The organism is Pigmentiphaga daeguensis, assembly GCF_039523035.1.
GTDB classification, from domain to species: Bacteria; Pseudomonadota; Gammaproteobacteria; order Burkholderiales; family Burkholderiaceae_B; genus Pigmentiphaga; species Pigmentiphaga daeguensis.
The window spans coordinates 1-12846 of the sequence record NZ_BAAAEN010000010.1; the positions used below are offsets into that span (position 1 = coordinate 1).

The window sequence follows — 12846 nt, forward strand, 5'->3', positions numbered from 1 at the left end:
CAATGCTCTATCTGCTTGAATTGGGCTTCGCTGATTTCCATCACCGAAGTATCTCTTAATTTTCATGATTAACACCATTAGTGTTAACACGACCTAGGCTACCAATCATGAGCTGAGTTCGTCCATGGCTGCCTCGTCCCCCATCCCCGTCTATCTGCTGACTGGCTTCCTGGGCAGCGGCAAGACGACGCTGCTTTCGGCCTGGCTGGAACAACCGGGCCTGCAAGGCGCGGCGGTGATCGTCAACGAGCTGGGCGAGGTCGGGCTCGACGGCGCCTTGCTGGGCGTGACCGAACAGGCCTCGCTGGTATCGGGTTCGTGCGTGTGCTGCATGGGCCTGCCGGGCCTGGAACAGGCGCTGGAGGACTTGTTCTGGGCACGGCTGCAACGCCGCATGCCGGCGTTTCCCGCCGTGGCGATCGAGACCACGGGCATGGCCGATCCCGCGCCCATTCTCCAGGCCTTGCACGATCACCCGCTGCTGCGCGAACGCTATCGCCTGCGGGCCGTCGTGACGGTAGCGGGCGCGCCGGCCGGCGCGGCATTGCTCGATCGCCATCCGGAAGCGCGGGCGCAGGTACGCGCGGCGCAGGCGCTGATCATGACCAAGACATCGGATGCGCCGGAGGAATCGACGCAAGCGCTGGCCTGTCGCCTGGCGGCCTTGAATCCCGCGGCGCCCGTGCTGGTCTCCAACCAGGCCGACCTGTCATGGGAGCACGTATGTCAGGCCGTCGCGCCCCGGGCCGCGCAGGCAGGCGATGACGCGGATCGACAGTCGGCGACCGGCGTGGCGCACGACCCTCATGATCCCGCGCATGCCCACGAACACGATGATGAACACGCTCATCATCATCATGACGCGCAGGCGTATTTTCTTCCGTTGCCCGAGGCCATCGCGCGCGATGCGCTGCTGGTCCGTCTGCACGCGCTGGCCGATGCGCTGGGTGACGACCTGCTGCGCCTCAAGGGCATCGTGATGCTGGCCGACGGCCAGCGGCGAGTGGTGCAGTTCGCGCCCGACGACAGGCGCTTCGACGTGCGCCCCCTGCCCGTGGCGGCCGATGCCGCCACGCCCACGGCCGGCTTGACCGTCATCGCCGCGCATGCGAGTGTCGCGCGCATCGCGGCAGCCTTCTTCGGAGGCGCGTCGGCATAGCGGACGCGCGCCGCCGCCGTTCAGCTGTTTTCCAGCACGTCCGCCAGGCCCTGCTTTTCCAGCAGCGACGACAGGTGTTCCCAGCCGTGGAAATCGATGATGATCTGGCCGCGTTCCTTCGCGCCGATCTTGAACGCCACCTGCGTGCCCAGGCGATCGGACAGCGCTTCTTCCAGGCGCAGCACGTCGCGTGACTTGGCCGCGGGCTTGCGGCTGGACTTCTGCGCGGCTTCCTGCAGTGTCTGAGCGACGAGCTTTTCGGCCTCGCGCACCGACAGCCGCTTGGCCACGATCTGCGTGGCGAGCTGGATCTGCGTGGCGGCATCCACCGCCAGCAGCGCGCGCGCATGGCCCATGTCGAGGTCGCCGGCCAACAGCATGGTCTGCACCGGAGCAGCCAGGTTCAACAGGCGCAGCAGGTTGCTCGTGGCCGAACGCGAGCGGCCAATGGCCTGGGCCGCCTGCTCGTGCGTCATGCCGAATTCGCCGATCAATCGCTGCACGCCCTGCGCTTCTTCCAGCGGGTTCAGGTCTTCGCGCTGGATGTTCTCGATCAGCGCCATGACCGCGGCGTTCTCGTCGCTGACCTCGCGCACCAGCACCGGTACCTCGGTCAGGCCGGCCAGTTGTGCGGCACGGAAGCGGCGTTCGCCGGCGATGATCTCGTAGCGGCCGCCTTCGATCGCGCGGACCAGGATGGGCTGCATCACCCCCTGGGTGCGTATCGATTCGGCCAGTTCGCCCAGCGCGCCTTCATCCATGCGCGAGCGCGGCTGGTAGCGGCCGGCCTGCATGCTGGACACCGGCAGCGTATTGGGCGGGCCTTCCTTCTGTTCCGGCTGGGCCGTGGACTTGGTGCCCAACGTGCTGACCGCCGGCATGTCGGCGCCCAGCAGCGCGTCCAGTCCGCGTCCGAGTCCTTTGGGTTTCTTCACACCCTTAGATCCTGCTTTCATTTCCATGATGTGCTTCCCCAAAGCTATAGCGTCTTCATACGCTCTATCATTTCCGCCCCGAAGGCCACGTAGGCCTGCGCCCCCTTGGACGCGGGGTCGAACACCACGCCCGGCAGGCCATAGCTGGGCGCCTCGGCCAGCCTGACGTTGCGCGGGATGATGCTCTTGAATACCTTGTCGCCGAAGTGGCTCTCGAGCTGCGCCGACACCTGCTGCTGCAGCGTCACGCGCGGATCGAACATCACGCGCAAGAGGCCGATCACGCGCAGGTCGGGATTCAGGTTGGCATGGACCCGCTTGATGGTGTTGACCAGGTCCGACAGTCCCTCCAGCGCGAAGTACTCGCACTGCATGGGAATGATCACGCCATGCGCGGCGGCCAGGCCGTTGAGCGTCAGCAGCGACAAGGTGGGCGGGCAATCGATCAGCACGAAATCGTAGCGGTCGGCCACGGCCGCGATGGCGTGCTTCAACTGGCGCTCGCGCTCCTCGAGTTCCACCAGGTCGATCTCGGCGCCCGCCAGCTCGCGGTTGGAGGGCAGGACGTCATAGCCGCTCTCGGATGCCTTCGCGGCTTCGGCGATGCCGGCTTCGCCGATCAGGACCTGGTAGAGCGTCGCCTGCAGCTCGCGCTTGTCGATGCCGCTGCCCATGGTGGCGTTGCCCTGCGGATCGAGATCGACCAGCAGCACGCGCTGCTCCTGGGCCACCAGGGCCGCCGCCAGATTGACCGCGGTGGTGGTCTTGCCGACCCCGCCCTTCTGGTTCGCGATGCAGAAGATGCGGGCGGTGCGCTTGGCGGCCAGCGGCTCGGCGCCGCTGATCGCCTCCAGCTCGCCGGCTTCTTCTCCGGACGGTGCCGCCTCGTTGACCATGCTGGAATTGGAAGACATCGAATACAACCTGATTATGGGTGAATCTGACGCGCCGGTGGCCGGCGCCGCGTTCTGCTAACCCTCGTTTGCCCCGCCCTCGACGCGGTCCATCCAGACCAGGCAGCGGCGAGCGGACAATCTTGGCACATAAAGCGTCGTGACGCCTTCCACCTGCCATGCTCCCTGGTCCTTCAGCGCCTGCATCTCGTCTTCGGGCGGATGGCCCTTCATGGCGGCCAACCGTCCTCCAGGCTTGACGTGGCGCCCGGCCAGCGCGGCGAAATCGTGCAGCGACGCGAACGCGCGCGAGACGACGATGTCGCACTCGGCGGGTTCCAGCTCCTCGACCCGGGCGTGCGTCGCCTCCAGGTTGGACAGCCGCAGCACCCCGGCCACGTGCTTGATGAACGCGGTCTTCTTTTCCACCGCGTCCACGCAGCGCACCTGCCACTCCGGACGGCAGATGGCCAGGACCACGCCGGGCAATCCTCCGCCCGAGCCCACATCCAGGATGCTGGCCGGCTGGCCCGCAAGCCGCTGGGCCAGCTCCGGCACCACCGCCAGGCTGTCCGTGATGTGATGCAAAAGCATCTGCTCCGGCTCTCGTATGGCCGTGAGGTTGTAGGTGCGATTCCAGCGCAGCATCTGCGCCAGGTAGTTCAGCAGCAGGTCGATGCGCGCGTGATCGAGCGGCAGGCGCAACGCCGCGCAGTCCGACTCGAGCTGGGCGGCGAATACCGCGCCATTGAAAGGTTCCTGCATCGGGATCGGTTTCCGGGACATGTTCATGGGACGACCCTCCGGCGGCCGGGAGCTCCCCTTGCCGGGGAAGCGGACGCGCTTCGCCGCAAGCCGCGCATCGATGCCGACGAGCCTCCCGTCTCGTCGTGGCGCGGCTTTTCTCCCAGGAGAAGGCGTATGGTTGTCGAATGGCCGTGGGACACGCTCATGCCGCCCGGTTGGCGTCGGCGGCGGAATCGGCATCCAGCCGTCCGTATTGCCGGCGCTTCAGGTGTATCAGCAGGAGCGAGATGGCGGCAGGCGTGATGCCCGAGATACGGGCAGCCTGGCCGATGGTTTGCGGCCGATGAGTCTTGAGCTTCTGGCGGACTTCGAAGGACAGGCTGCGTACCGAGTCGTAGTCGATGTCGTCGGGTATACGCTGGTTCTCGTGCCCGGCCTGCTTGTCGATCTCGTTCTGCTGGCGCGCGATGTAACCCGCGTATTTGACCTGGATCTCGACCTGTTCGGCAACGATCTGGTCGGTTACGCCCGGACCCGCCAGCAATTCCTCGTCCGCGTTCTTCGCTTGCATAAGCGCATCATAGGAAACGTTGGGGCGCTTGAGCAAGTCGAATAGTGTGTACTCACGCTCGATCGCCTTGCCCAATAGCGGCTCGGCCGCGTGGGCCGGGAAAATCCGGGGATTGATCCACGTGGAACGCAGGCGCTCGACCTCGCTCGCCACCGCGTCCCGCTTGCGGTTGAAAGCATCCCACCGCACATCGTCCACCAGTCCGAGCCGGCGGCCGGTTTCCGTCAGGCGCCAATCGGCGTTGTCCTCGCGCAGGCTCAGGCGATATTCGGCTCGCGACGTAAACATGCGATAGGGCTCGGTCACCCCGCGCGTCACCAGGTCGTCGGCCAGCACGCCCAAGTAGGCCTGGTCGCGGCGCGGCACCCAGGCTTCCTCGCCCTTCACCTTCAGGGCGGCATTGATGCCCGCCAGCAGTCCTTGCGCTGCTGCTTCCTCGTAGCCCGTCGTGCCGTTGATCTGTCCGGCGAAGAACAGCCCCGATATGGCGCGGGTCTCCAGCGACGTTTTCAGTCCACGTGGATCGAAATAGTCATACTCGATGGCGTAGCCGGGCCGCAGGATATGGGCATTTTCCAGCCCGGGCAGCGAATGGATCAGGTCCAGCTGCACATCGAAAGGCAGGCTGGTCGACACCCCGTTCGGGTAGAACTCGTGGGTCGTCAGCCCTTCCGGTTCCAGGAAAACCTGGTGCGAGGTCTTGTCGGCGAAGCGGTGGATCTTGTCTTCGATGGACGGGCAATAGCGCGGCCCCACCCCTTCGATAACGCCGGTGTACATGGGCGAACGGTCCAGGCCGCCGCGAATGATCTCGTGCGTGCGCGCATTCGTGTGCGTGATCCAGCACGGCAGTTGGCGCGGATGCATGGAGGCATCGCCCAGATAGGAGAACACCGGTACCGGATCCAGGTCGCCGGGCTGTTCCTCCAGCACGCTGAAGTCGATGGAACGGCCGTCGATACGGGGCGGCGTACCGGTCTTCAGGCGGCCTTGTCCCAGCTTGAGTTCCTGCAGGCGTTTGCCCAGCAAAATGGCGGGCGGATCACCCGCCCGGCCTGCCGAGTAGTTTTGCAGTCCCACGTGAACCAACCCATTCAGGAAGGTGCCAGCGGTCAACACCACCGCCCGCGCACGGAAGCGCAGGCCGATCTGGGTGACCGCGCCAACTACCTTATCCCCTTCCAGCATCAAGTCATCGACTGCCTGCTGAAACAGCCAGAGATTGGGCTGATTTTCCAGGCGATGGCGGATGGCTTTACGGTAGAGCACACGGTCCGCCTGGGCCCGCGTGGCCCGCACCGCAGGCCCTTTGGACGCATTCAGGATGCGGAATTGGATCCCTGCTTCGTCGGTAGCCAGGGCCATGGCCCCGCCCAGCGCATCGACTTCCTTTACCAGATGGCCCTTGCCTATCCCGCCTATGGAGGGGTTGCAGGACATCTGCCCCAGGGTCTCGATGTTATGCGTGAGCAGCAGCGTCTTGCAGCCAGCGCGTGCGGCCGCCAAGGCGGCCTCCGTACCGGCATGGCCGCCGCCTACAACAATCACATCAAATTCGGTTGGATACAGCATGGTGGGATCCGCAAAAAGCCAAGCTTGGCCTGGCGACCTGGCAGCCTTCGTGGCCAGGGAGATGTCCGGGTCTGGAGAGAAAACGCCACGGTAACTTGGGATTATAGGATTCCCGCCCTGCCAACGCGAGCATTACCCTGGACAAGCCGCTCCATAGTGTTTCACGTGAAACACTGGCTACGAGGCAAGCCGTTCATGACGTACATTGTGGCAGCTCGGCGTGGCAACTGATGTGAAGTTATGGCGAGCGGGATGCTCGCGATGAGCAGCTCGACGGATTGGGTGTGAACCCACCCGAGCAGCGTGCCGATGTTCCACGTGAAACATTGCAGCGGTTGCTTGTGCATTCTTTGGCTCGGGGGAATACGGCGCCGGCGGAAAACAGCAGTGGTACGGGTAGGTCGTTGCCTGCGACCGCGCCGATATTGCAGGCTGCCCGGCTGTCGATGTTTCTCCAATCCCAGGCCGATACCGATGTATCTCCCTACCCTCCTCGGGAAAAGTCCTATGCGGATCTAGCCACGCGTGCTGTCATGGCTACAAGGAGGCAATACGTGACAGGGCAAAACGACTGAGGGAATCGCAGCGATGCTGACTCAATGCCGCTAGTGATTGCGACTTCTTTTCCGGCGGCAGTACACCACGTGAATCCTTTCTCTCATTCTTCTCTGCCGGTGCCGTCGCCGCTGTCCGTCTCTTCACGCATGGCCCGAGCGATCAACACATCCAGCATCTCGAACAAACCCGCTATCCGCTCGGGCGAGTACCCACCCAAGAGCCGATCATTGCGCTGGCGAGCCAGGCGCCGCAAGGTCACGGCCACCTCCATTCCCCGCGGGCTCAGCCTCAGTTCGGCCTGCCGGCTGTCCCGTTCAGAGACTCCCCTTTCAATCAATCCCTGACGGGTCAGGACCCCGATGGCCCGGCTGATCTGTGCCGCATCGACCATGGCGATGTAGGCCAGCTTGCGTATCGAGGCAGGCTGGGTCGTGGCAAGCAGCGTGACCACCTGCCACTCCACCTGAGAAAACCCGAACTGCATGCGAGCCTGCAGCTGGGAGGCGCGCGAAAGCGACTTGCTGAGCGCAGCGACCTTGGGCGCGAGCAGGCCGTCCTGCCGGTGAATTTCCATGTCGTCGACGGACGCGGCGGCTTCTTCTTCCTCGGGCGAGGGCTGGATAGTCATGGGTGGCAGCCTGCGGCAAGGCGCTTGTTATGGAAGAGGCGCCATTATCCTCGCAAGGACTATCCATGCACAAATACAGGACAAGTCATGCTATTTGCCACGATAGACGATCATTTACAAGATTCAATCATGTATCTTAATAGCACGACGAATCCGGCCAACGGCCACTACGCGGAATCAGGGAAGCAAGACGGCATCCAGCACATTGATATAGCCGTTGTCGACCTCGACGTCCGGCTCCAGCACCTCCGCGTCCGACAACAGCAGGCGGCGATCCTTGCGATGGACCGTCAAGGTCTTGCCGCCTTCGGTCTTGATCTGCGTGCCTTCCTTGGCATCCTTCAGGCGGACCTTGCCGGCCACCATGTGCAGCTTGACCATTTGCACCAGCGTATCCTTGTTCCGCAGCGCCTCGCGCTGCGCGGAGGGCAGCTTGGCGAAGGCTTCGTCGGACGGCGCGAACACGGTATAGGGCTGCCCTTTCAAGGTCTGCTCCAATCCCGCCTCGCGTACCGCGTTGATCCACGAACTGAACATCCCGGCCGTCTGGGCCGTATCGATGATGTTGCGCGCCAAGGCACCCGCCGGGCTCATCAAGCCCAGGGCCAAGGCCATGGCGATCAATCTAAGGGTGTACCTGATAGGCATGCGCTTCTCCCGAGCGACGAGTTTCTCCTTGGGACATGGCCGGTCTACGAGCCGTTTTCCATGATCCCCCGCCGCGCTGTAACCAGGGCCGTCGCTTCGCAAGGGACCGCAACAGGAAGCGGAAAGATCATGAAAAATGGCCCCCACGCTTCCGCGTAGCGGCAAGCGTGGGGGCCATTTTCATCGCCGGCCGGGGCGCTCGCGCGCCACGCGGCAAGCGCCGGATCAGCCTTGCAGGCGCTTGCTCAGGCGCTCCTTGACTTCCACCAGTTCGTTCGGCAGCCCATGCTTGAGCAGTTCGAACAATTCATCATGCAGGCGCAATTCCTCCTTCCACGCTTGCGTGTCGATGGCGGTGATGCGATCGAACTGTTCGCGGGTGAAGTTCAGGCCGTCCCAGGTCAGATCGCCGTAGGAAGGCGTCACGCCGAACACGTGGTCCACGCCCTGCGCCTTGCCATCGATGCGCTCGAGCATCCACTTCAGCACGCGCATGTTCTCGCCGAAGCCGGGCCAGACGAATTTGCCGTTCTCGTCCGTACGGAACCAGTTGACGCAGAAGATGGCAGGCAGGCGTACGCCGGCCGATTCGAGCTTGGCACCCAGCTGCAGCCAGTGGCTGAAGTAATCGCTCATGTTGTAGCCGCAGAACGGCAGCATGGCGAAGGGGTCGCGGCGCACCACGCCCTGCTTGCCGGTGGCGGCGGCGGTGGTTTCCGAACCCATGGTGGCGGCCATGTACACGCCTTCGACCCAGTTGCGGGCCTCGGTCACCAGCGGCACCGTGGTGGAGCGGCGGCCGCCGAACACGAAGGCGTCGATGGTCACGCCCGCGGGGTTGTCCCACTCGGAGTCGATGGCCGGGTTCTGGTCGGCGGCGACGGTGAAGCGGGCATTCGGATGCGCCGCCTTGCGGCCCGTGGTCTTGCCGATCTCCGGGGTCCAGTCCTGGCCCTGCCAGTCGATGCAGTGGGCAGGCGGCTCGCTCATGCCTTCCCACCAGATGTCGCCGTCGTCGGTCAGCGCGACATTGGTGAAGATGACGTTCTCGCGCAGCGTCGCCATGCAGTTGAAGTTGGTCTTCTCGTTCGTGCCCGGCGCGACGCCGAAGTAGCCGGCTTCGGGGTTGATGGCGCGCAGCTTGCCATCGGGACCGGGCTTGATCCAGGCGATGTCGTCGCCGATGGTGGTGACCTTCCAGCCCGGCAGCGACGCCGGGGGGATCAGCATCGCGAAGTTGGTCTTGCCGCAGGCCGAGGGGAAGGCCGCGCCGACGTGCATCTTCTTGCCCTCGGGCGAGGTGACGCCCAGGATGAGCATGTGCTCGGCCAGCCAGCCCTGGTCGCGCCCCATCTTGGAGGCGATGCGCAGCGCCAGGCACTTCTTGCCCAGCAGCGCATTGCCGCCGTAGCCCGAACCGAAGGACCAGATCTCGCGGGTCTCGGGATAGTGCACGATGTACTTGGTTTCGTTGCACGGCCAGGCCACGTCGGCCTCGCCCTGGGCAAGCGGCTTGCCCACGGTATGGACGCAGGGCACGAACACGCCGTCGGTGCCCAGCACGTCATAGACCTTGCGGCCCATGCGGGTCATGATGCGCATGTTGGCCACGACGTAGGGCGAGTCGGACAGTTCGACGCCGATCTGCGCGATGGGCGAGCCCAGCGGCCCCATCGAGAACGGAATGACGTACATGGTGCGGCCGCGCATGGAACCGGCGAACAGCCCGTCCAGCGTGGCGCGCATTTCCGCCGGATCCACCCAGTTGTTGGTGGGACCGGCATCTTCCTTGCGCTCGGAACAGATGAAGGTGCGGTCTTCGACACGGGCGACGTCGGACGGATCGGACCAGGCCAGATAGGAATTGGGACGCTTGGCGGGGTTCAAGCGGCGCAGCGTGCCGGCCTGGACCATCTGTTCGCACAGGCGGTCGTATTCTTCCTGCGAACCGTCGCACCATTCGATGCGATCGGGCTGCGCCAGCGCCGCGACTTCGGCCACCCAGGCCTTCAATCGTTCGTGACGTACCCAGTCAGGAGCATCCACCGCCGAAAGTTGTTTGGGAACCGATGTTTTGGGCACGGCGTTCATTGGTGACATTCTCCTCGACGCTGGGGCGCCTGATCATGATGTAAATAATGAGCCGGGCATCGATTGGCCCGGCTGGACTTTAACTTAATATACCCCACCCCTTTCCACCAAAAGTTTCCAGGAAGAAAGGGTCCGTTACCGTTGGCAGCTATCGCTCACAAGACCAATTGGACTACCATCGCGACTGATCGAAGGAAAGCCCATGCGCATAACGATTCTGGACGACTATCAAGACGCGGTACGCAAGCTGGACTGCTTCAGTCTGCTCGATGGCCACGAAGTCAAGGTCTACAACAACACGGTCAAGGGGCTGGGCCAATTGGCCGTCCGGCTGCGCGACACGGAAACACTGGTATTGATCCGTGAACGTACGCCCATCACCCGTGCCCTGCTGGACAAACTGCCTCAGTTGAAGCTGATTTCCCAGACGGGGCGCGTCGGGTCGCACATCGACGTGGAAGCCTGCGCCGAGCGCGGGATCGCCGTCGCCCAGGGAATCGGCTCGCCTGTCGCACCGGCAGAACTGACGTGGGCGCTCATTATGAGCGCGATGAGGCGAATTCCTCAATATGCGGCAAACCTCAAGCATGGGGCTTGGCAGCAATCCGGCATGAAAGCGTCGTCGATGCCGGCCAATTTCGGCCTGGGCCGGACCTTGCACGGAGGCCGATTGGGCCTGTTCGGCTACGGCAAGATCGGCAAGATCGTCGCCGGCTACGGCAAGGCCTTCGGCATGAAGGTCACGGTATGGGGCCGGGAATCGACCCTGGAGCGGGCGCGGGCCGATGGCCTGGAAACGGCGGACAGCAAGGAAGCGCTGTTCGAAGGCAGCGACGTGCTGTGCATGCTGCTGAAACTGAGCGAGGAAACCCGCGGCATCGTCACGTTGGCCGACCTGCAGCGCATGGGACCCGAGGCGCTGTTCGTGAACACCTCGCGGGCGGAGCTGGTGGAACCCGACGCGCTGGTCCTGGCCCTGAACCGGGGCCGGCCGGGGCTGGCAGCCATCGACGTCTTCGAAAGCGAACCCATCCTGCAGGGACATCCGCTGCTACGGATGGAGAACGTCATCTGCACGCCGCATATCGGTTTCGTGGAGATCAACAGCTACAACCTGTATTTCAAGGTTGCGTTCGAGAACATATTGGCTTGGGCGGCGGGGAAACCCGCTAATCTGGTCACCCCGTAGGAAAGCCCACCCCTGCCCGCTTGCGCGGGCCAGGAAAGCCCACCCCCTACCCGCTTGCGCGGGCCCCCTCAAGGGGGCGGCGCTGGCGGACCGGCAAAGCCGGATCCGCGGCGCCCAAGGTAAAAGCAAGCACTCGGTGCTCCGCACCGAGATACCTCACGAAGACCCAGGATGCGGTGGATCCGGCTCCGCCGGTCCACCCGCATCGCCCCCTGGGGGGCGCCCGAAGGGCGTAGGGGGGATCAAATACTTTAGAAAAAATAAGCCCACCCCGCTGGGGAGCGGGATGGGTAAGCGGGGCGGCGCGGCCGCCCCGCGCATGAGCGGCTGATTACAGCGGCTTGATGTCGGAAGCCTGGGGACCCTTGGGGCCGTCCTTGACTTCGTACTCGACTTCCTGCCCTTCGGCCAGGCTGCGGTAGCCGCGGCCGACGATGGCGGAAAAGTGAGCGAACACATCGGGACCACCGGCATCCGGCGTGATGAAGCCGAAACCCTTGTCCGCGTTAAACCATTTGACCTTGCCCTTCTGTGCCATGTTCGGCGTCCTCTAATCAATAAACAATGCAATGGAACCAAGAACGCCGACACGAACTGATATGCGGTAATGGCGGACATCCGCAAATGGCAGACGGGACTTGCGTGCTGCTTGAATTCAACTGCGAATGGCAGCATACCCGCGTGTACTTTGCGAATCAATAACATTTAGCAGGCATATCGCAAATGCGATGTACACGCCACGCAACAGGCTCGAACGGCCCGGGAACGGACGCCAAAATCAGTCGCGCAACGCCGGAAAACGCATGAGCAAACCACGGTAGAGCGGCGGCGTGATCAGCAGCACGAAGGCCAGCCGGAACACCTGGAATGCCGTCACCAGCGGCACCCCCAATTGCAGCACCTTGGCGGTGATGCACATCTCGGCGATGCCGCCGGGCGCCAGCCCGAGGATCAGGGTGGGCAGCGCGATGCCGCTGGGTGGGGCCAGGAGCAGGCTCAGGCCTACCGAAAGCACGATCACGACCAGGGTATAGGCCAGGATCAATCCCATGAAGCGCGGGGCGGTACGGAAGAAATCGGGGGTATAGCGGTCGCCCAGCGACCACCCTATGAGCAGTTGCGCGGCGTTCAGCATGAACGTGGGCATTGCCGACAGGGCCATGTCGTTGGCCGTCAGCAGGATGGTGACCGCCATGGGTCCCAGCACCCAGGCATTGGGTACGTGAAGCCGCTGGGCCAGCAGCGCACCGCCGGCGCCCAGCGCGAACATCGCCGCCAGTCCGGCGGGATCCACCGCGGTCATGGCGGGCGCGAACAGACCGCTGCCGGTCACGCCCGACATGCGGAAAGCCAGCGGCACCAGGACGACGACCAGCAGGATGCGCAGGCTGTGCGCCGACGCGACCAGCGCCACCTTGCCGCCGTAGCGGTCGGACAGGTTGGCCATTTCCGCCGCGCCGCCTATGGTGGAAGAAAAATAGGCCGTGCTGAATTCCACGCCGCCGGCACGCTGCAGGAACCATGCGCCGGCCAACCCCGCGGCGACCGAGAATACGGCTCCCAGCAGCAGCGGCAGCAGATTGCTCGCGATCTCGTCGACCACCATGGGCGTGAAATACAGGCCCAGGCCCACGCCTATCACCCATTGTCCGGCGTAGCGCAGCTCGGTGCGGCTCCGGGACCGCACTCCGGCGATCTTGGTCGCCGCCGTGGCGATCAGCGCGCCCAGCATCCAGGGCAGCGGAGTGTGAAGCGCGACCGCTATCAGCGAGCCGCAAAGCGCGATGGCGAAACCTAGCAGTAGACGGGCAGGCATGGGGAAGGAAGCAAGGCGGGCGTGGCCGCCGATGGACGC

Annotated in this window: 11 protein-coding genes; 2 read left to right on the forward strand and 9 right to left on the reverse strand. The window is 64.2% G+C overall.

Features of this window, described 5'->3' with window-relative positions; translation table 11 throughout:
* Nucleotides 1–124 precede the first annotated feature (124 nt).
* The gene (locus ABD104_RS13990) at nucleotides 125–1159 is read left to right on the forward strand and encodes a CobW family GTP-binding protein (RefSeq protein ID WP_087840403.1); all 1035 of its coding nucleotides are present in this window, start codon (nucleotides 125–127) and stop codon (nucleotides 1157–1159) included.
* A 20-nt stretch (nucleotides 1160–1179) separates the two neighbouring features.
* On the opposite strand, the gene ABD104_RS13995 is transcribed toward ABD104_RS13990, so the two are convergent.
* From ABD104_RS13995 to ABD104_RS14025, 7 genes are all read right to left on the reverse strand, one after another.
* Nucleotides 1180–2115 carry a ParB/RepB/Spo0J family partition protein gene (locus ABD104_RS13995; protein WP_087840484.1) on the reverse strand — a complete coding sequence of 312 codons (936 nt, stop codon included), beginning with the start codon at nucleotides 2113–2115 and terminating at the stop codon, nucleotides 1180–1182.
* A 23-nt stretch (nucleotides 2116–2138) separates the two neighbouring features.
* Complete coding sequence (locus tag ABD104_RS14000; protein ID WP_243724594.1) at nucleotides 2139–3008, reverse strand: ParA family protein; 870 nt, start codon at nucleotides 3006–3008, stop codon at nucleotides 2139–2141.
* A 57-nt stretch (nucleotides 3009–3065) separates the two neighbouring features.
* A complete protein-coding gene (gene rsmG / locus ABD104_RS14005) occupies nucleotides 3066–3752 on the reverse strand; it encodes a 16S rRNA (guanine(527)-N(7))-methyltransferase RsmG (RefSeq protein ID WP_087840407.1) in 687 nt (228 codons plus the stop codon).
* A 184-nt stretch (nucleotides 3753–3936) separates the two neighbouring features.
* Nucleotides 3937–5877: a tRNA uridine-5-carboxymethylaminomethyl(34) synthesis enzyme MnmG gene (gene mnmG, locus ABD104_RS14010; protein ID WP_087840409.1), complete on the reverse strand. Its 1941-nt coding sequence runs from the start codon at nucleotides 5875–5877 to the stop codon at nucleotides 3937–3939.
* 658 nt (nucleotides 5878–6535) lie between these two features.
* Entirely contained in the window at nucleotides 6536–7063 is a 528-nt protein-coding gene (locus tag ABD104_RS14015; RefSeq protein WP_087840410.1) for a MarR family winged helix-turn-helix transcriptional regulator, read from the reverse strand.
* 177 nt (nucleotides 7064–7240) lie between these two features.
* On the reverse strand, nucleotides 7241–7711 hold the full coding sequence (locus ABD104_RS14020; RefSeq protein WP_087840412.1) for a fasciclin domain-containing protein: 471 nt from the start codon (nucleotides 7709–7711) through the stop codon (nucleotides 7241–7243).
* A 225-nt stretch (nucleotides 7712–7936) separates the two neighbouring features.
* Nucleotides 7937–9802, reverse strand: a complete 1866-nt coding sequence (locus ABD104_RS14025) for a phosphoenolpyruvate carboxykinase (GTP) (protein ID WP_087840414.1) — start codon at nucleotides 9800–9802, stop codon at nucleotides 7937–7939.
* A gap of 202 nt (nucleotides 9803–10004) precedes the next feature.
* Here ABD104_RS14025 and ABD104_RS14030 point away from each other — a divergent pair, with 202 nt between their 5' ends.
* Entirely contained in the window at nucleotides 10005–10991 is a 987-nt protein-coding gene (locus ABD104_RS14030) for a D-2-hydroxyacid dehydrogenase family protein (RefSeq protein WP_087840416.1), read from the forward strand.
* A gap of 331 nt (nucleotides 10992–11322) precedes the next feature.
* On the opposite strand, the gene ABD104_RS14035 is transcribed toward ABD104_RS14030, so the two are convergent.
* Both ABD104_RS14035 and ABD104_RS14040 read right to left on the reverse strand, forming a co-directional pair.
* Nucleotides 11323–11529: a cold-shock protein gene (locus tag ABD104_RS14035; protein ID WP_087840420.1), complete on the reverse strand. Its 207-nt coding sequence runs from the start codon at nucleotides 11527–11529 to the stop codon at nucleotides 11323–11325.
* A gap of 240 nt (nucleotides 11530–11769) precedes the next feature.
* Nucleotides 11770–12807 (reverse strand): AbrB family transcriptional regulator, encoded by a 1038-nt coding sequence (locus tag ABD104_RS14040; protein WP_087840421.1) that lies wholly within the window; start codon nucleotides 12805–12807, stop codon nucleotides 11770–11772.
* Nucleotides 12808–12846: the final 39 nt, after the last annotated feature.

Bases quoted from the DNA above. Each gene is read 5' to 3' on its own strand.
- ABD104_RS13990 (WP_087840403.1), top strand. From the start codon at position 125: ATGGCTGCCTCGTCCCCCATCCCCGTCTATCTGCTGACTGGCTTCCTG.
- ABD104_RS13995 (WP_087840484.1), bottom strand. From the start codon at position 2,115: ATGAAAGCAGGATCTAAGGGTGTGAAGAAACCCAAAGGACTCGGACGC.
- ABD104_RS14000 (WP_243724594.1), bottom strand. From the start codon at position 3,008: ATGTCTTCCAATTCCAGCATGGTCAACGAGGCGGCACCGTCCGGAGAA.
- rsmG (WP_087840407.1), bottom strand. From the start codon at position 3,752: ATGCAGGAACCTTTCAATGGCGCGGTATTCGCCGCCCAGCTCGAGTCG.
- mnmG (WP_087840409.1), bottom strand. From the start codon at position 5,877: ATGCTGTATCCAACCGAATTTGATGTGATTGTTGTAGGCGGCGGCCAT.
- ABD104_RS14015 (WP_087840410.1), bottom strand. From the start codon at position 7,063: ATGACTATCCAGCCCTCGCCCGAGGAAGAAGAAGCCGCCGCGTCCGTC.
- ABD104_RS14020 (WP_087840412.1), bottom strand. From the start codon at position 7,711: ATGCCTATCAGGTACACCCTTAGATTGATCGCCATGGCCTTGGCCCTG.
- ABD104_RS14025 (WP_087840414.1), bottom strand. From the start codon at position 9,802: ATGAACGCCGTGCCCAAAACATCGGTTCCCAAACAACTTTCGGCGGTG.
- ABD104_RS14030 (WP_087840416.1), top strand. From the start codon at position 10,005: ATGCGCATAACGATTCTGGACGACTATCAAGACGCGGTACGCAAGCTG.
- ABD104_RS14035 (WP_087840420.1), bottom strand. From the start codon at position 11,529: ATGGCACAGAAGGGCAAGGTCAAATGGTTTAACGCGGACAAGGGTTTC.
- ABD104_RS14040 (WP_087840421.1), bottom strand. From the start codon at position 12,807: ATGCCTGCCCGTCTACTGCTAGGTTTCGCCATCGCGCTTTGCGGCTCG.